The sequence below is a fragment of the Brooklawnia cerclae genome, from assembly GCF_011758645.1.
Lineage (GTDB): Bacteria > Actinomycetota > Actinomycetes > Propionibacteriales > Propionibacteriaceae > Brooklawnia > Brooklawnia cerclae.
Window position 1 is genome coordinate 14,085 of sequence record NZ_JAAMOZ010000006.1, and the last position, 18,435, is coordinate 32,519.

The window sequence follows — 18,435 nt, forward strand, 5'->3', positions numbered from 1 at the left end:
GCCGCCTCGGCCTTACTTGCCCTTCTTGCGGGACGCGCGCGACTCCCGCTGCACCTGCTGGCGCTGAACGACCGGTCGTTCGCTGCCGTTGGTGCGCACGGTCTGCCGGTTCACACCCTGGCGGGCGACCGCCGGCCGGCCGTTCTCGTCCACCTTCACGGGCGTTCGAGTCGCGCTCGACCCGGCGGGACGCTTGCGAGCCTTGTCGGCACGGGCCCTCTCGATCGCGTGCGGGTCCTTGCCCCTGGCAACCATCCGGTCCTCCCACTCGACGTAGGCGGGGGTGCCGGGCGTCGGGTAACTGCGGATGATGAAGTACTGCTGCGCGAGCGACCACAGGTTGCTCGCCATCCAGTAGACGAGCACGCCGATCGGCATCCCCAAGCCGCCGAACACGTACATCAGCGGCATCATGTACAGCATCATCTTCTGCTGCTGGCCCATCGGGCCCTCGAGAGCCGTCGGAGGCATGTTGCGCCGCATCATGTGCAACTGCTGGAAGAACAGCAGTACGGTCATCAGGATGATCAGCACCAGCGCGAGGATCTGGGTCGCTCCGAAACCGCTGGTCAGCGGGAGGAAGGTGCCCGACAACTGTGCCCCGAACGCGGTCGCGTGGCTCAGCGACTGAACCAGGTCGGGGTTGTTGATGAAGAAGGTGCCCTTCGCGGTCCCCCGGGCCGCGGCGTTCAGCACCTGGAACAGCGACCAGAAGATCGGCAACTGGATCAGCAGGGGAAGACAGCTCGCGGTCGGGCTCACGCCCTCGTCCTTGTAGAGCTTCATCGTCTCCTGGCCGAGACGCTCACGGTCGGCGCCGTACTTCTCCTGCAGGGCCGCGATCTTCGGCTGGAGTGCCTGCATCGCCCGGGAGGAGTTCAGCTGCTTGGCGTACAGCGGCATCATGACCAGCCTGATCGCGATCGTCAGCGTGACGATGGACAGGCTCCATGTGACCCCCGAGGCCGCGCCGAACAGCGGCGACCACAGCCGGTGGGCCAACACGATGATGCCCGACACAGCCCAGTACAGCGGCTGCATGATGGCGTTGCCGATATTGCCGAAGTCTTGCCAGATGTTGAGGAGCCAGAACGGATCCACTTCCATCAAGGGGTCACCTCACTGGTGTCATGCGCGGCCAGTACGGCCTGCCGCGTGGTCGAACGGTCGTCGTCCGGCCCGGCGTCCTCGCCATGCCGGAACCACTCGGGATCGGCGGCCATCGCTGCCGCCATCGCCGACCCGGGCACCGGGTCGAAACCTCCGTCGGCCCAGGGATGGCACCTCAGGATGCGCCGCACGGTCAGCCATGAGCCACGAACCGCACCGTGCAGCCTCAGCGCCTCCAGCCCGTAGGCCGAACAACTCGGATAGTACTTGCACACGTCGCCGTACAACGGCGAGATGACTGCCCGCCACGCCTTGACGAAACCGATCAGCAGGTACTTCACCGGCCCACCGCCAAGCGACCCAGACATGAGTGCCATGCCGCCGACAGATCGGCTGCCAGGCGTGTGGGCTCGGTCGCGGACGCGGGCAAGGCCCTGACGACCACGAGTGCCCCGTCGGCGGTGCCGGGCAACTCGGCCCGGACGAGGTGACGCAGCCTGCGCTTCACGCGGTTGCGGGTCACAGCGTTGCCTACCTTCTTCGAGACGATGAAACCCACCTGTGCCGGGGCCTTCGCCCCGTTCTCACCGGCTGTCACGCGAGCATGCACAACCACCGTCGGACGACCGCAGCGCACACCACCCCGGACAGCCTGATCGAAGGCAGCCGACGACCGCATCCGCGCAGAGGCAGGCAGCACGCTCAGGCCGACAGCTCCGCGCGGCCCTTGCGCCGACGGGCCGACAGAATGGCGCGGCCGGCGCGGGAGCTCATGCGGGCGCGGAAGCCGTGGGTGCGGGAACGCCGACGGTTGCTCGGCTGGTACGTGCGCTTGCTCAAGGGAGGACTCCGTCGCTTGTAGATGTGGCATGCTTCGGGTGGAAGCAGATCCGTGGGCCGTCGTCCACACGGGAAGTCGCAGCCGACCCGTGGCCCTGCACCGATCACGGACGCCTGCGCGTCGTCCAGCGCCTGCGGGCAACGGCTCATCAATAGTACTTCACGCCATTTGGTACAGCAAAAGTCCCGCTCGACAGGCCCGGAGGTCCCCGTCCAGTCGACACGCCGGACCGGGCTCGGAACCGACACGCCCATGTTGCGTCCCCGCAGCGGCGAGGTCTAGCGTCTACGGCTTGTACCCATGAGTTATCCACAGGCTGGTGAACCCCCAACACGCCGGTCTGTCCCCCTCACTCTGTGGACAAACGTGTGTAAAAGTGCCATGCGTCGTGGAAAACCCGGCCATGCTGGGATCTACGCATGCGATGAACCTCGCGAGCCGAAGAGAGTGAGTGACTGCGGTGTCTAACCATCCAGACCAGGCGAGCCCCGACGCTCTGGCACAGGCGTGGCGGCACGTGCTCTCGAGGGCCGACGCCGGTGGGCGTGCGTGGCTGAGGTCGAGTCATCCGCTGACCGTGCACGAGTCGACGGTCATGATCGCGGTCCCCAACGAGTTCACCCGCGAACGCATCGAGACCCGCCTGCGCAGCGACATCGAGTCGGTCCTCTCCGACTTCTTCCACAGATCCATGAGGCTCGCCATCACCATCGAGCCCGACCTCGAACTGAACAACCCTGAGTTGAGTCTGGGCCCGGCGGAGCAGCCGGCCGAGCCGGAGGTCGCCCCCACCGAACTGATCCGCCGTCCGGACGCTCCCGTGAGCCCGTTGCGTCCCGACGGCACGACGCCGGTGGTCCAGCCCCCGCAGGCACCCACACCGGGTGACAGGACGCTCGAGGACCGCCTCAACCCGAAGTACACGTTCGACAACTTCGTCATCGGCAGTTCCAACAGGTTCGCCCATGCCGCGGCGGTCGCGGTCGCCGAGGCCCCGGGCAAGGCCTACAACCCGCTGATGATCTACGGGGAGTCGGGGCTGGGCAAGACCCACCTGTTGCATGCCCTGGGCCACTACGTGCGCGACTACTACCAGAACGTCAAGGTCAAGTATGTGAGCACCGAAGAACTCACGAACGACTTCATCAACGCGATCTCCGAGAACCGGACGAACGAGTTCCGCCGTACGTATCGCGACGTGGACGTCCTGCTCATCGACGACATCCAGTTCCTGGAGTCGAAGATCCAGACGCAGGAGGAGTTCTTCCACACGTTCAACACGCTGCACAACGCCCAGAAACAGATCGTGATGACCTCTGATCGTCCGCCGAAGGCACTGGAGGCACTGGAGCCCCGTCTGCGCAGCCGGTTCGAGTGGGGCCTGATCACCGACATCCAGCCCCCCGACCTCGAGACGCGCATCGCGATCCTCAAGCGGAAGGCATCGGCCGAGCGACTGCTCGTCCCACCCGACGTGCTCGAGTTCATCGCCTCGCGCATCCAGAAGAACATCCGGGAGCTCGAGGGTGCGCTGCTGCGGGTGACGGCGTTCGCCTCGCTCAACAGGCAGGACGTCGACATGAGCCTGGCCGAGGTCGTTCTCAAGGACCTCATCCCCGTCGACGGCGAGGCCGAGGTCAACGTGACGATGATCATCTCGGAGACCGCGGCGTACTTCGGCATCGAGGTGGACGACCTCATCGGCACCTCCCGGACCCAGACGCTGGTCACGGCCCGCCAGATCGCCATGTATCTGTGCCGCGAGCTCACGGACCTCTCGCTGCCGAAGATCGGGCACGAGTTCGGCGGCAAGGACCACACCACGGTCATGCACGCCGACCGGAAGATCCGCCAGTTGATGCGCGAACGGCGCAGCGTCTACAACCAGGTCACCGAGCTCACCAACCGCATCAAGAACACCCGCGGCTGACACAACCACCATCCGATGGCTCGGACGCCCGACGGACGTCCGGGCTTTTTGCGTGCCTAAAATTCGCCGCAGACCCCGCCGGGACGATCCACAGCCCTGTGGACGAGCCGCCGCCGACCATGGGGACCGTCTGTGGACGACAGGCTCCCTTCTGTTGACGACACGCCGCCGGCCTTGGGACGACATGTGGGCAGGCATCCACACACCCGGGCCGATCCACAGGCGACCGGTCGGTTCCCACAGTCCGTCCACACGTCGTCCATACCACGAATCGCCGATTTCACAAGGGAATATCGTGGTCTTCAACAGGATCCACAGCAGTTACTACGACTACTGAGGAGACATACATCCAGATTCGTCGAAGTAGGACCTGGGGAAAGCTCGTCCCGGAATCCCTGAGCGACCCCGGCACCACGTTCAGGGTGTAACAGGGGGACAACACAGGTCTGGTACGACCACGGGGCACCTAGTTTGATTGAGGCGTATGACGTTCGGACGAACGACAACAGAAAGGGCCGCGATGTCGACCACCACTCCACCCGCTCCAGCACCCGACTCGACGATCTCCGCAGCGCACACTGAGCAGCTCACCAAGGTCTACGGCCGCGGGGACGCGCAGGTGGTCGCGCTGGACCAGGTGAGCGTCGACTTCCGCAAGGGGCAGTTCACCGCTGTCATGGGCCCGTCGGGTTCGGGCAAGTCCACCCTCATGCACTGCACCGCCGGTCTCGACTCCCCGACCGCGGGACGCGTCTTCATCGGCGACACGGAGATCGGGCGCCTCAACGACAACAACCTCACGCAGTTGCGGCGCGACCGCATCGGATTCATCTTCCAGGCGTTCAACCTCGTCCCCACTCTTACGGCGCGGGAGAACATCGAGCTGCCGCTGGCCATCGCCGGACGCAAGCCCGATCCGGAGTGGTTCGACACGATCATCCGCACGGTCGGACTGGTCGACAGGCTGGCCCACAAGCCGAACCAGCTCTCGGGCGGGCAGCAGCAGCGGGTCGCCTGCGCCCGGGCGTTGCTCAGCCGTCCCGAGATCATCTTCGCCGACGAGCCCACGGGCAACCTGGACTCGGCTTCCGGCACGGAGGTCCTGGGATTCCTGCGCCGCAGTGTCGACGAACTGGGCCAGACCATCGTGATGGTCACTCACGACCCGGTCGCCGCGAGCTATGCCGACCGCGCGCTGTTCCTCGCCGACGGGCGCATCGTCGACGAGATCGCGAACCCCACCCGCGACGCGGTCCTGCAGCAGATCGCGCGCCTCGACTCCCACACCCACCACGCCCAGCGCGCGGCCGGGAGTGAGGCCTGACATGTGGAAGGCCGCATGGAAATCGGTACTCGGTCATCCGGCGAGGTTCATCCTCAGCATCCTGGCCGTCGTCCTCGGTATCGCCTTCATGGTCGGGGCGCTCACGTTCACCGGGATGATCCAGCAGTCCTTCGACTCGATCACGCGTGGGACGATCGCTGACGTCGACATCTCGCCGGAGGGCACCTACGACACGGAGACGACGGTGGGCACCACGGCGCAGCCCGCGCCGTTGACGGAGGCAGATCTCGATGCCGTCCGCGCCGTCGACGGGGTCGAGTCGGCCGAGGGCGTCATCTCGACCATGGGCGTCTACCCCCTGGACGCCAGTGGGCACGTCACCACGACCGGCGGGGCTCCGAGCATCGGGTCCACGTGGTTGGACGCCCCCGCGTTCGGGCACCAGCCCGGTATCGTCCTGAAATCGGGCAGCGCACCTTCGGCGGACGACGAGGTCGCGATCGATCCGGTGACCTTCGACGGTCTGGGGCTGAGCCTCGGCGACGAGGTCGAGCTGGCCACCGAGCAGGGGATCATCACCAAGACGGTCGTCGGGACGGCCACCTGGGGCTCCGGGGGAACGATCGGTGCCCAGTACACGTTCTTCACGACCGCAGAGGCGCAGCGGCTGTTCCTGGACGGTCAGGACGGCTTCCAGCAGGGTTGGGTGACCGTCGACGAGGGAGCCGATCGCGCCGCGGTCGCCGAGGCCGTCGATGCCGTCCTGCCGGACGGATACGCAGCCACGGACGGTCAGGTGGTGGCCGACCAGGTCGCCGGGTACATCCAGACCGCCATGGGCTTCATCAACACCTTCCTCCTCGTCTTCGCGGGGATCGGGTTGGTCGTCGCCGTCTTCCTGATCGCGAACACCTTCTCGATCCTCGTGGCCCAGCGGGGGCGTGAGCTCGCACTCTTCCGGGCTCTGGGGGCGAGCAGGCGTCAGGTGGGACGATCGGTGCTCTTCGAGGCGTTCGTCATCGGGCTGGCCGGCTCGCTTCTCGGGATCGTGGTGGGTGCCCTGCTCGCGTGGGGTATCTCCGCGGCGATGAGTGCCTACGGGATGGACATGTCGGGCACCCGCCCGATTCCCAGCATCGCGGCGGTCGTCGCGGCCATGGTGGTCGGCGTCAGCGTCACGATGGTCTCCGCCTGGCTGCCAAGCCGGCGGGCGGGCCGCATTCCCCCGGTCGCGGCGATGACGGGCCAGCTGCAGCAGCAGACCACACGGTTCGGCAAGGCCGAGGTGGTCGCGGTCGTCCTCACGGTGATCGGGCTGGGTGCGATCGTCGTCGGCACCGAGGTGCTGGAGGAGAACCAGGCCTACGTCGTCGGCGTGGGGGCCGTGCTCATGCTCGTCGGGGTCGCAGGCCTCGCGCCCCTGATCGGACGCCCCCTGACGTGGCTGCTGGGACGCCTGTTCCGCGTCCTGTTCCATCAGACCGGGAAGCTGGCCGACCTGAACACCGTCCGGCAGCCCCGCCGCACGGCGGCGACGGCGTCGGCCCTGATGATCGGGCTGGCGCTGGTCACCGCGCTGTCGGTGCTCGGCTCCTCGGCGTCCGAGTCGATGGAACGCGTCGTCCGTGACGGCGTGCGCTCCGACTTCCAGATCTCGTCGGTGGGTTACGACGGCATCCCGAGCAAGGTCGCCGATCTTGCGGCCGATGTGCCGGGTGTGAGCCATGTGACAGTGGTCCGGGAGGGGTACACCCAGACCGAGGACGGCGGCTATGTGTCGATCCTGGGGTACGCGCCCGAGGACTTCAATCGGCTGGCCGCGCAAGAGATCGTGGACGGCCGCATGTTCACCACGGCAGTCGACGAGGCGATCATCACCCAGGACATGGCCGACGAGGACTCCCTGGGCGTCGGGGACTCCCTGGAGATACCGAACCTCGCCACCGGCCAGTCCGTGACGTTCGACATCGTCGGTGTCTTCTCCACCCCGGACGGAATCGGGTTCGGGAGCATCAACACCAACGTCCAGACCATGGAGAGTCTCGGCATGGCCGACACCATCTCGGACATGGCGATCGAGATGGACCCCGGTGCCGATCGAGCCACGGTTCACGAAGGCCTGGACGACGCCGTCGCCGAGTTCCCGACCGTGACGGTGCTCGACAAGGAGGAATACGTCGACCAGCAGACGGCGCAGATCGACTCCATGCTGAACATGGTCTACGCCCTGCTCGCCCTGGCCATCGTCATCGCGGTGCTCGGCATCATCAACACGCTGGTGCTGTCGACCATCGAGCGGACCCGGGAGCTCGGCCTGTTGCGCGCGGTCGGCATGAAGCGAGGCCAGATCCGGTTGATGGTGACACTCGAGTCGGTCTCGATAGCCGTGCTCGGTGCCACACTCGGCATGATCCTCGGGCTGATCTTCGGCACGGCTCTGCAGCGGGTGTTGGCGGATTCCGGTCTGACTTCCCTGGTCATACCGATGTCACGATTGGTGGCGTTCCTGGCGGCTTCCGTCGTGGTCGGCATCCTCGCGGCAGTGTGGCCGGCCCAACGCGCGGCCGGTCTGAAGATCCTGGACGCCATAGCCCACGAATGATCACTGGCCGGTGGCGTCGGGGCGTTGCTGGCCTCGCGCCACTGGCTTGTGGATATGATGCGCTCAGGACTGTAGGGTCCGGCCCGTGCGGTCGGTTCGTCGCGATGTCAGTGCCAGAGCCATGATGTGCTGACAAGGTGACGGAGCCGTGGTGGGTCGGCCCAGCACCTGGGACGACGTGAGGAATGCACCGTGAAGATTCGCATGGAACGCGATGTGATGGCCGAAGCCGTGGCCTGGGCGGCCCGCAGCCTACCGAGCCGACCCAGCGTCCCGATTCTGGCCGGCCTGCTGATCAGGGCCGACGCCGGAGGCGTGACGATGAGCAGCTTCGACTACGAGACCAGCGCCCAGGTCTCCGTGCAGGCGCAGGTCATCGACGAGGGCGAGGCCCTGGTGTCGGGGCGGCTGCTCGCCGAGATCGCGCGCAGTCTGCCGAACCGTCCCGTCGACCTCACCAGCGACTCGACCCGCGCCGAGCTCGTCTGTGGTTCGGCACGGTTCACGTTGCAGATGCTGCCGGTCGCCGATTACCCGACCCTGCCCGACATGCCCCAGTCGACCGGGCAGGTGGGCTCCGAGGAATTCTCCCTGGCGGTCAACCAGGTCGTGGTCGCGGCCGGACGCGACGAGTTGCTGCCCGTCTTCACAGGCGTCCGGTTGGAGATCGACGGCGAGACCCTCTCGCTGCTGGCCACCGACCGCTACCGCATGGCCCTCAAGGAACTGCCGTGGCGTCCGGCCGAGAACAACGCGGCCGGCGCGGCGTTGGTGCCGGCCCGCGTCCTGTCGGAGGCGGCGCGGTCGATGGCTGCGGGCGAGACCGTGACCCTGGCCCTGTCGAACACCGATACCAGTGAGGGTCTCATCGGCCTCGAGGGTGAGGGGCCCGGTGGGGTCCGACAACTGACCACTCGCCTGCTCAGCGGGGAGTTCCCGCGGGTACGGCATCTCATGGACATCAAGGCGACGGTCGTCGTGCGCTGCAAGACCGAGGACATCGTCGCGTCGGTGAAGCGCGTCGCGCTGGTCGCCGAGCGCAACACGCCGCTGCGCATGCTCATCCAGGACGATCAGATCGCGCTGGAGGCGGCCACCGGCGACCAGGCGCAGGCGTCCGAGGCCGTGGCGGCCGAGGTCGAGAACGTGGCCGGTGGCGAGCTGGCGTTGACAGCGGCGGGGTTCAACCCGCACTACCTGTCGGACGCGCTCGCGGCGGTCGACGCTCCTTATGTGCACTTCTCCTTCACCGCCGCGGGCAAGCCCTGTCTGGTTCAGGGCCTGGCCGAGATCGACGGTGACCCGATCAGCGACTACAAGCACGTCATCATGCTGATGAGGCTGCCCAACTGAGCCCTGATCCACCGTTTCAAACTAACGAGACAGGATCATAATGCGTCGTCACATTGTTACAGGTGCGGCTCTCCTCGGTTGCGTGGGCCTGACCTTGAGCGTATCCAGCTGTTCGCAATCCGGAGAGAGTGTGGCATATTAGGGTTCCTGGCGCACAATCAACCAGCCCGGGATCGGTAACGTTAAAGTTCTCAATGTGCCCGACGTGCGACAGTCCACCGACTACACGTGCGGGGTTGCGTCTCTGCAGGCGGTCCTATTCTACTACGGCTTGGAATATCGCGAAGGTACACTCGCCAGCTATGCCGAATCCGATCCTGATTTGGGCACATCGCCCGAAGGAATAGAAAAAGCCGTTATGAAGGTCAACAACGAGAAGAACACCTCTCTGTCTGTCGAGGTGAAGAACAATGAAACCCTCACTGACCTTGAGAGTCACATTGACCAGACCGAGCCCGTCATCGTTGACATTCAGGCGTGGAGGGATGCAACGAATACCGCCCAATGGGAGGACGACGCCGACGACGGGCACTATGTCGTGGCAATTGGGTACGACAACGAGAACATCTACTTCGAGGATCCCGCTTTGTTGGCATCCATCGGACGCATCCCTCGTGATGAATTCGTCAGCCGGTGGCATGACGCCTCAGCTTCCTCGGAATACAACCACCTCGCTATCATCGTGACCGGCGGAACCTCTTCATCCCCCTCCCCAATCGTTTCTTTGCAGTGACTTCCCGGCATGGTCGGTCCGACGCGTTGACAAGTTTGCGGTTGGCAGTGTCGAGAGCATTCGGATCGGGAACGCTAGCAGGATCTTCATCGAACCTGAACAATTTGATGCCCGCCTGCCCGCCTGCCCGGCGGTCGCGAAGATGTCGTCATCTCCGATCCGCTCAGACACCTGCCGACACAGTGCGGCGGAGGGATCGACAGTCGCTCGGAGGCGCCGTCTCCCGGCCCCGTCGGTAGGCTGGCGCCATGTTCGTCACCCGCCTGGAGCTGCACCAGTTCCGCAACTACTCGGCGGTCGACATTGCGCTCGAACCGGGCGTGACGATCTTCCAGGGGGCGAACGGGCAGGGCAAGACCAACCTCGTCGAGGCCGTCGAGTACATCTCCACGCTCGGTTCGCATCGGGTGGCCTCCGATGCGCCGCTCGTGCAGGTCGGGACGCAGCAGGCCGTCGTCCGTGCCGAGATCATGGCCGGGGCGCACGACCCGCGTCGGCTGCTGCTGGAACTGGAGATCAATCCGGGGCGCGCCAACCGTGCGCGGATCAACCGCGGTGTCCTGCCACGCACCCACGACCTGCTGGGAGCCCTTCGTACCGTCGTGTTCTCGCCGGAGGATCTTTCGGTCGTCAAGGGCGACCCGATGGCTCGCCGCACGTTCCTCGACGAGCTGGTGATCAGCCGATGGCCGCGCATGCTCGGCGTCAAACAGGACTACGACAAGGTGCTGAAGCAGCGCAACGCGTTGCTGAAGTCGCTCGTCGGGAGTCGTCCGGGCACCGACGACCTGTTCACCCTCGAGGTCTGGGACGCGCAGCTGGTCGCGTTCGGGTCAGAATTGCTCGCGGCCCGGCTCGACACACTCACCGATCTTCGCGAGCCGGCGCGCGAGGCGTACGCGGCCATCGCACCGGTCAACAATCGCGCCGACGCGTCCTACCGCTCGTCCTTCCCCCTGCCGGACGACGCCGGCGAGCTGGGGGAGGCATTCACCTCCGCGCTCGGTGACCGCAGGCGTGAGGAGCTCGCCCGTGGGCTCACGCTGGTCGGCCCTCACCGCGACGACGTCGAGCTCACGATCGGCGACCTACCCGCCCGGGGCTACGCGAGCCACGGGGAATCATGGTCGCTGGCTCTCGCGTTGCGGCTCGGCGCCTTCGAGCTGTTGCACGCCGACGGGATCGAGGCCGTGCTCATCCTGGACGACGTGTTCGCCGAGTTGGACGCCACCCGCCGCGATCGTCTCGCCCAGGCCGTGGCACGGGCCGAGCAGGTGCTGGTGACCGCCGCCGTGCCCACCGACGTGCCGGCCGAGCTCTCGGGGGCACGCTTCGTCGTCCATGCCGGGACGATCAGTTCCGAACAGGGGGACGCGGCATGACCGGGCGGGGGCCGGAACCCGCCCCCGGCTTCGAAGAGGGCGTACCACGGGAAAGCGCAGCCCCCCGGGAGCCATCGGACGGGGTCGAGGCCGAACAGTTCCCGCCGATCGTCGAACCGTCCGATCACGATCCCCTCGGACTCGATGTGGCCACTCGTATCGCCCACGACGTCGCGGGCATCCTGCCCGCCCCGCGCGGCGTCCGCCCACGGCGCAGGCGCCGAAGTTGGGACGACACCGAGCAGCGTTCGGGGTCGGGACCCGACAGCCGCGACCCGCAGCCCCTGGGCAGGGCGTTCGGCAGGCTCGTCGAACGCAAGGGCTGGCAGACACAGCTCGGCCTGCGTCAGCTGCTCACCGCGTGGTCGACGCTGGTCGGCCCAACGATCGCCGAACACACCCAGCCCGAGGCGTTCAGGGACGGCGTGCTGCTCGTCCGTGCCGAGTCGACGGCCTGGGCAACGGCCCTGCGGCACATGGCTCCTCAACTGCTCGCCAAGCTCAACCACGAGCTGGGTGACGGGTCGGTGACCCGTGTCGAGGTGCACGGGCCGGCCGCCCCGAGCTGGAAACACGGCCGCCTGTCGGTGCGGGACGGTCGCGGGCCGCGCGACACCTACGGGTGATCGACAAGGCGGCGGATGGGCACCGTGCGTCCCTGACCCCGCCACCGGCCACAATTGCTGCATGGCAGCCACGAACACGGGTGCTCGCCGCACCCGCCCGGTCGCCGGGCTCGCGTGTGCCGTGGCCGCCATGTCCCTGCTGAGTGCGTGCGGTCTCGAGGCCAGCCCGGGGGCGATCGGCGAGGTGGTCCCGTCGGTGGATGCCTCGGCGCCCAACATCATCCGTCCGGGCGCGAGTTCGACCCCGGCGAGCGGCGACGAGGGATGGCAGGCGGTCGAACTGGGCAGCCACGTGGTCGCGTGGGTGCCCACCACGGATGGCTGGGCCCTCACCGGTCAGGGCACGTCACCGGCAGGTGGGCCGTACCTGAGGCTCGAGAACACCGCGGCCTCGGTGCACATGGTGGTGCAGTCGCTCACCGTCGTCCCCGGTGTCGGCGCCGCGGCGTTGTGCGCCTCGGCACTGCAGGAAGCCCTCACACAGGCGGGAAGCCCCGCTTCCGTCGAACCCATACCTGTCGGTGACCCGGCCCTGGAGGCGCAACTCGTGGAGGCGTTCACCTGCCGGGCCGAGCCGGTCGACAGCTCGGACGGTCCGCAGCGCTACCGGCTCGACGTCGTCGTCCGCACAACCGACGGCATCACCTACACCCAGCTCGTCCGGGTGGGGACCTCTCACCTGTCCGAGGAGACGACGCTCACCGCCCTCGACATGGCCGAGCAGATGCTGGCGCGCACGGTCGCCGGGCTCGAGCAGCGGTGACCGGGCCCTCATGATGGTGGCGTCCTGATGTACGGCGCATACGGCTGGTGGCGGTACACCACCGTGCTGATCGGCCAGACCTGGCACACGTGGCGGGTCGCCGTCCCCCAGATCCTCGCCGCGTGGGTCGGTGGATGGCTGCTCTACCAGGTGGCCCTGGTCGTCACCGGCCCGCTGCAGGAGAGCCATCCCTGGCTGTCGGTGATGATCTTCAGTTCGGGCCTGGTCGCGCACCTGGCCGGGATCATCGTTGGCATCCGGGTCGCCGGTGAACCGGCCGGTCTGTGGGAGCGGCTCCCACCGGCTGCCGCACGTATCGGCCGTGACGAACCGCTGCTCCGCGTCGTCAGTGTCTCGTTGCTGCCCTTTGTCGGGGTCTACTCGGTGTTCGGCGGCATCGACTCGGCGACCTACGACCTGTTCATCTACGGGGCGCTCCACAGCTCCGCCTTGCTCGATCCGCAGGCGGCCACGGGAATCCTCGAGCCGGACACCCCACAGGAGCGGCTCGTGATGGGCGGGGTGCTGATCATCGCCTTCCTGGCCAGGCGGGGGTTGGAGACCCTCGCGGATCGCACTGGGCGGGCCGTCTTCGGGATCGTCGGGGCCCTGGTCGAGGGTTTCTTCTCGGTCACGCTGGTGTTCGGCGGGTCCGTCATCATCGGCGATCTCGGTGACTGGCTTCGCGCCCGGGAGTTCTACGGCTGGATCATGACCGCCGGGGCGGCGATCATGGCGTGGCTGGCGTCCTGGCATCTGGCGGTGCCGCGGATCATCGCGTCGGCGTGGGAGTTCTTCAGCGGGTCGGTGTGGCCCCTGGTGATGGACGGCATCATGGCCCCCTTGCTGTGGCTGGCGGTGGCGGGCCTGGTGTTCGGCACGTACACGCTGTCGGTCGCAGACCTGTGGGAGCAGGGACGCGAGCGGGGGTCCGCCGGGCCACAGGTGCGCGTGAGTACCGGGCCGCTGGCGCGTATGAACCGACGGATCACGGCCCTGGAGAGCCGTGGCCTGCACGCCAGCGAGGGCAGCCGGGCGGTGGTCCTGGAGTTCTTCGAGGTGTTCGTGGGCGATCTCGAGGACCGCATCGTCCCCTTCGTCCAGTCGCTCCGGCATGTGCTGCGCGTGGGACTGCCGTTCCTCGGTTCCTACGTCGTGCTCTACGCCGTCGCGCAGGCGATCCAGCCGGCGACGCTGATGCTGGCTCGCGCGGTGATCGGCGGACAGCAGTTCAACGTCTGGTTCCGGATCATGCCGCCGGTCGACCTGGTGGGCGGCATGATCGGTGAACCCGTCCGGCTGTGCCTGCTGGCGGTGGCCATGACCTGGACGCTGCGTGCGAACGCCGAACGGGATGAGGACGAGACCCGCATCGCCGCGAACTCCCCCGGCGCGATCCGTGCCGTCGTTCCCGCGGGCGGGGGACGACGGGTGCGCCGCCTCCTGCCGACCGTCGTCCTGACCGCGGTGAGCCTCCTCGTGTCCGGCGGAATCAGCCAGTTCACCGCGTCCTCGTCCGACGAGGACCTGATTCCGGTCGTCTCCGGAGGGGTCGGCGCGATCGCCAAGGGTCAGGACGTGTGGATCGCCGCCGTCCATGGGGGTCGGAGTCTTGTGCGCAACGGCACGGCGCAGCCGAGCATGGTCTCGTCCGACGTGTTCGTCGCGATCGATCTCCAGACCCAGAGCCGGGATCGCTCGGTGAACTCGATCACCTGCTCGTTGTGGGCGCCCGAGGGCGGCGGAAGTGCGGTGGATGCGGTGCTCAACGACGGCGTCCTGACCCCGCAGGTGGGGTTCCGCACCACCCAGACCCTCGTCTTCGAGCGGTCCGCCGACGGGCTGGCTGGCCTGCATCTGCGCTGCAAGCCCCGAAGCTTCTACCTGGCCTACGAGCCCGTTCTCGACTTCGATCTCGGCCTCGACGAAGCACGGGCGGCCGAATTGGCCGCCGCCGGCGGCATCATCCAGGTGATCGATCAGGAGACGGAGGTGATCGCGTGAGCATGCCGGTGGCCACAGCCGTGCCGCGGGCGCGGCGGACGACGCCGCCCCCGGGAGCAGGGGTGTGGTGGGTACCGGCCTGCCTGGTGGTCGCGCTGGCCGTCGCCTTCTGCCTGTTCACCGCCCGCGACCTGTTCCCGATGCGCTATGTGACCCAGCGTCCCGGGGCGACGTGGACCGACCGTTACGGCATCTCGTACACGGTGCTGGCCCGGGAGCAACTCGACGAGGTTCCGGGAATCGGCACCGCGCCGGTTCCCGCCGACGAGGGGGCGGTGTTCCTGCGCTACACGGTGCAGGTCGACGGCTACGTCTACCTGGAGGGCGAATCCGGGGCCACGGTCTGCTTGTTCTCCCTCGTCGATGCCGATCACCTCACCTGGGAGCGATCGAGCGACGTGTACGACGAGCTTCGTCCCGGCACCTGCCGGACGGACGACTCCGACGACGGCGAATCGGCGCCCAGTCAGCAGGTCTACCCGGTGTTCGAGGTGCCCGAGTCGATGGTCGGCGGCCTGGTCGGGCTCCTGCCGACGAACGCCGAGCGGTTCGGTGCACCACTGCTCAGCGAGCCCGACTGAGCCCGAACGACCACCTCCCGCGGGATGGAATCACCTCTCGGCGGTTCAGGGCCGCTCGGTCAGGTGCTCCACCGGAAGGTGGACGCGTACGCCGTCGTGGCTCGGGTTCCAGGTGCGGGAGACGTCCTCGCCGTTCTTGACGTTGTTCTCCTCGGTCCACTCCAGGATCGCCAGGACCACCGTGACCTCGTCCGGGACGACCGTTCCCGCGGGCATGTCGAAGCGCAGCACGCACGGCATCGGCTGCAGGCCGGGGGCGAGCACCTCTCGCACCGCGGTGGTCACGATGGTGTGCACGCCGAACTGCAGCCGGACGCCTTCGCTGATCGCCAGGCCGCTCGCCGTGGACACTCCGGCGAGCGCTCCCCCGTTGGTGAGGGCGTATTCCACCCCGGACGAGGTCGTGTCCAGCGTCGAGACGCATGTCGCCCGTACCTCTATCGCGGGGGAGCCGTAGTCGTCGAAGGTGACGGCCTCGTCGAGTGTGACGTCCATCGGCCCGAGGGAGAGCACCTCGCCCACCGCCCTGTCCGCGTATGTCTGCCTTTGCTCGAAGCCCCCCACGATGTAGACGGTCGCGATCGCCAGGACGAGCACGACAGCTCCGACGACGAGTGCCTTGACGGCGGTCGGCACGCGGCGCCGGACGCGCTGGGGGGTGGTGGTTGCCGGCGCCCAGCCCTGCGGCGGAGCCCACTGCGCCGGGGGCCGGGGATCGACGGGCGGCGCCCAGCTCTGGGGCGCTTCCCACGCGCGTCGTGGGACCCCGGCAGGGCCGGATTCACCGGCGGCGTGCGCGGTGCCGTCGAACGACCGGTGGGATCCGGCATGACTCATGGCGCAATCCTAGGGACGCACCCGGTCACCCATCCCTCGCCGGCACGCCAGGGCGGCTCACAGGCCGCTCGGCGCCCCCCGCCCGAGTATGGGACCAACGCGAGGGCTTCCGAAGGCGCGGAAGGTACCGTCTGGGGCCGTCCAGGGGCATTCATGGGGACGAACGGCCACGCGATCAGGGGGTAATGCCACTCCTGATGGTAGTATTGGGGACTTGGGACAGGTCCTCTCGTGGGCTTGTCGGGGCCCCCGCCCTGGCGGGTCCGTGGGATGAAGGAGCAAACTCTCGGTGAGTGATCTGGCCACCCAGACCGATCAGGCGCGGGATCCTGACGACGAGCCTATCGGGGACGCCGACTCCGGCGCCACAGACGACCTTGACATCGAGTTCTCGGACGACGCGGAGGACTTGCGCGCCGAGGGCGAATACGACGCTTCGCAGATCCAGGTGCTGGAGGGCCTGGAGGCTGTGCGCAAGCGACCCGGCATGTACATCGGATCGACCGGCGAACGCGGGCTCCATCATCTCGTCTACGAGATCGTGGACAACGCTGTCGACGAGGCGCTGGCCGGCTACTGCGACGAGATCAAGGTCGAGCTTCTCGACGGCGGCGGATGCCGGGTGGTCGACAACGGCCGCGGCATCCCGGTGGCGGAGCACCCGACCGAGCACATCTCGACGCTGCAGCTCGTGCTGACCGTGCTCCACGCCGGCGGCAAGTTCGGCAACGGCGGCTACAAGGTGTCCGGAGGCCTGCACGGCGTCGGCAGCTCGGTGGTGAACGCGTTGTCGTCCCGCATGATCGCCGACATCCGTCGTGACGGATCCCATTGGCGGCAGACCTACACCCTGGGCACCCCCGACGGGCCGGTCGAGCAGCTGGAGGACACCGAGGAGACCGGGACGACCATCACGTTCTTCCCGTCGTCCGAGATCTTCGAGACCACCAACTTCAACTACGAGACCCTGGCCACACGTTTCCGCGAGATGGCGTTCCTCAACAAGGGCCTGCGCATCGAGATCGTCGACCTGCGCAAGGACCACGTCGACGAGGAGGGCACCAGCATCGGTGACTCGTTCCTCTACGAGAACGGGCTCGTCGACTTCGTGAAGTACCTCAACGGCAGCCGCGAGGTGCTGACCAGCATCATCGACGTGGAGGCCCACTCGGTCGACCTCGGCATGGGCGTGGAGCTGGCCGTTCAGTGGAACACCAGCTACGGCACCTCGCTGCACACCTTCGCCAACACGATCAACACCCACGAGGGCGGCACGCACGAGGAGGGCTTCCGAGCGGCGCTCACCACCACGATCAACAAGTGGGGCGAGACGTGGGGCCTCATCCGCAAGCGCGAGGACCGCGTCGGCAACGAGGACATCCGCGAGGGCCTGACCGCGATCCTGTCCATCAAGATCGCCGAGCCGCAGTTCGAGGGTCAGACGAAGACGAAGCTGGGCAACACCGAGGCGCGTGGGTTCGTCCAGAAGGTCGTCAACGATCGGCTGGGTGACTGGATGGAGCGGAATCCGGCCGAGGGCAAGGACATCGTCCGCAAGGCCATCTCCGCCGCGTCGGCCCGGATCGCCGCGCGCAAGGCCCGTGAGGCGGCCCGCAACCGCAAGGGGCTGCTCGGTGGTGGAGGCCTGCCCGGCAAGCTCGCGGACTGCTCGTCCACGAACCCCGAGGAGTGCGAGGTCTTCATCGTCGAGGGTGACTCGGCCGGTGGCTCGGCCAAGGGCGGACGCAACCCTCGCGTGCAGGCGATCCTGCCGCTGCGCGGGAAGATCCTGAACGTCGAGAAGGCGCGCATCGATCGCATCTGGGCCAACAAGGAGGTCGAGGCGATCATCAACGCGCTGGGCACCGGCGTCCATGACGACTTCGACATCAACAAGCTCCGCTACCACAAGATCGTCCTCATGGCGGACGCCGACGTCGACGGCAGTCACATCCGCACGCTGCTGCTGACGCTGCTGTTCCGCTTCATGAAGCCCCTGATCGACGAAGGTCACGTGTACCTCGCCCAGCCGCCGCTGTTCCGCATCCGGTGGACGAACGCCCCGCACGAGCTCGCCTACACCGACGCCGAGCGCGATGCCCTGCGCGACCAGGGCGTGGCGTCCGGCAAGAAACTCCCGCAGGTCAACCCGATCCAGCGCTACAAGGGTCTGGGCGAGATGAACGCCGAAGATCTGTGGGAGACGACCATGGATCCTGACGGCCGCATCCTGCTGCAGGTGACACTCGACGACGCCGCGCGCGCCGACCAGATGTTCTCGATCCTGATGGGCGAGGACGTCGAGGAGCGCCGCCATTTCATCCAGCGCAACGCCAAGGACGTCCGCTTCCTCGACATCTGACCCGGCGCAGGCCACCAGTCGCGACG

The 18,435-nt window shown here is 67.3% G+C and carries 16 protein-coding genes; 11 read left to right on the top strand and 5 right to left on the bottom strand.

Annotated elements, in window-relative coordinates; genetic code table 11:
- Positions 1–12: 12 nt before the first annotated feature.
- Genes yidC through rpmH form a run of 4 tightly spaced genes read right to left on the bottom strand, consistent with a single transcriptional unit; the run spans position 13 to position 1,950 of the window.
- On the bottom strand, positions 13–1,107 hold the full coding sequence (gene yidC / locus FB473_RS17400; protein WP_167172098.1) for a membrane protein insertase YidC: 1,095 nt from the start codon (positions 1,105–1,107) through the stop codon (positions 13–15).
- Positions 1,107–1,478, bottom strand: coding sequence for a membrane protein insertion efficiency factor YidD (gene yidD, locus FB473_RS17405; RefSeq protein WP_167172102.1), 372 nt, complete (start codon positions 1,476–1,478; stop codon positions 1,107–1,109). Before yidD ends, yidC begins: the two co-directional genes overlap by 1 nt.
- Complete coding sequence (gene rnpA / locus FB473_RS17410; RefSeq protein ID WP_167172105.1) at positions 1,448–1,810, bottom strand: ribonuclease P protein component; 363 nt, start codon at positions 1,808–1,810, stop codon at positions 1,448–1,450. The genes yidD and rnpA overlap by 31 nt, the downstream gene beginning before the upstream one ends.
- Before the next feature lie 2 nt (positions 1,811–1,812).
- On the bottom strand, positions 1,813–1,950 hold the full coding sequence (gene rpmH, locus FB473_RS17415; RefSeq protein ID WP_167172108.1) for a 50S ribosomal protein L34: 138 nt from the start codon (positions 1,948–1,950) through the stop codon (positions 1,813–1,815).
- A gap of 452 nt (positions 1,951–2,402) precedes the next feature.
- Between rpmH and dnaA the strand changes: the two genes are divergently transcribed.
- The 10 genes from dnaA (at position 2,403) to FB473_RS17465 (ending at position 15,210) form a co-directional block, all read left to right on the top strand.
- Positions 2,403–3,881: a chromosomal replication initiator protein DnaA gene (gene dnaA / locus FB473_RS17420; protein ID WP_376837164.1), complete on the top strand. Its 1,479-nt coding sequence runs from the start codon at positions 2,403–2,405 to the stop codon at positions 3,879–3,881.
- 520 nt (positions 3,882–4,401) lie between these two features.
- The gene (locus FB473_RS17425; RefSeq protein WP_208390913.1) at positions 4,402–5,205 is read left to right on the top strand and encodes an ABC transporter ATP-binding protein; all 804 of its coding nucleotides are present in this window, start codon (positions 4,402–4,404) and stop codon (positions 5,203–5,205) included.
- A gap of 1 nt (position 5,206) precedes the next feature.
- Positions 5,207–7,768 (top strand): ABC transporter permease, encoded by a 2,562-nt coding sequence (locus tag FB473_RS17430; RefSeq protein WP_167172117.1) that lies wholly within the window; start codon positions 5,207–5,209, stop codon positions 7,766–7,768.
- 192 nt (positions 7,769–7,960) lie between these two features.
- Complete coding sequence (gene dnaN, locus FB473_RS17435; RefSeq protein WP_167172120.1) at positions 7,961–9,121, top strand: DNA polymerase III subunit beta; 1,161 nt, start codon at positions 7,961–7,963, stop codon at positions 9,119–9,121.
- 196 nt (positions 9,122–9,317) lie between these two features.
- Complete coding sequence (locus FB473_RS17440; RefSeq protein WP_167172123.1) at positions 9,318–9,854, top strand: C39 family peptidase; 537 nt, start codon at positions 9,318–9,320, stop codon at positions 9,852–9,854.
- Positions 9,855–10,102: 248 nt separating this feature from the next.
- On the top strand, positions 10,103–11,236 hold the full coding sequence (recF, locus tag FB473_RS17445; RefSeq protein ID WP_167172126.1) for a DNA replication/repair protein RecF: 1,134 nt from the start codon (positions 10,103–10,105) through the stop codon (positions 11,234–11,236).
- On the top strand, positions 11,233–11,862 hold the full coding sequence (locus FB473_RS17450; protein ID WP_167172130.1) for a DciA family protein: 630 nt from the start codon (positions 11,233–11,235) through the stop codon (positions 11,860–11,862). The genes recF and FB473_RS17450 overlap by 4 nt, the downstream gene beginning before the upstream one ends.
- Positions 11,863–11,923: 61 nt before the next feature.
- Positions 11,924–12,625: a hypothetical protein gene (locus FB473_RS17455; protein WP_167172134.1), complete on the top strand. Its 702-nt coding sequence runs from the start codon at positions 11,924–11,926 to the stop codon at positions 12,623–12,625.
- Positions 12,626–12,652: 27 nt separating this feature from the next.
- Positions 12,653–14,629, top strand: a complete 1,977-nt coding sequence (locus tag FB473_RS17460) for a hypothetical protein (RefSeq protein WP_167172138.1) — start codon at positions 12,653–12,655, stop codon at positions 14,627–14,629.
- Entirely contained in the window at positions 14,626–15,210 is a 585-nt protein-coding gene (locus FB473_RS17465) for a hypothetical protein (RefSeq protein ID WP_167172141.1), read from the top strand. Before FB473_RS17460 ends, FB473_RS17465 begins: the two co-directional genes overlap by 4 nt.
- 45 nt (positions 15,211–15,255) lie before the next feature.
- Here the strand turns inward: FB473_RS17465 and FB473_RS17470 are convergent, their stop codons facing one another.
- Positions 15,256–16,047, bottom strand: a complete 792-nt coding sequence (locus FB473_RS17470; protein ID WP_167172144.1) for a hypothetical protein — start codon at positions 16,045–16,047, stop codon at positions 15,256–15,258.
- 289 nt (positions 16,048–16,336) lie between these two features.
- Here FB473_RS17470 and gyrB point away from each other — a divergent pair, with 289 nt between their 5' ends.
- Positions 16,337–18,409: a DNA topoisomerase (ATP-hydrolyzing) subunit B gene (gene gyrB / locus FB473_RS17475; RefSeq protein ID WP_376837165.1), complete on the top strand. Its 2,073-nt coding sequence runs from the start codon at positions 16,337–16,339 to the stop codon at positions 18,407–18,409.
- Positions 18,410–18,435 lie beyond the last annotated feature (26 nt).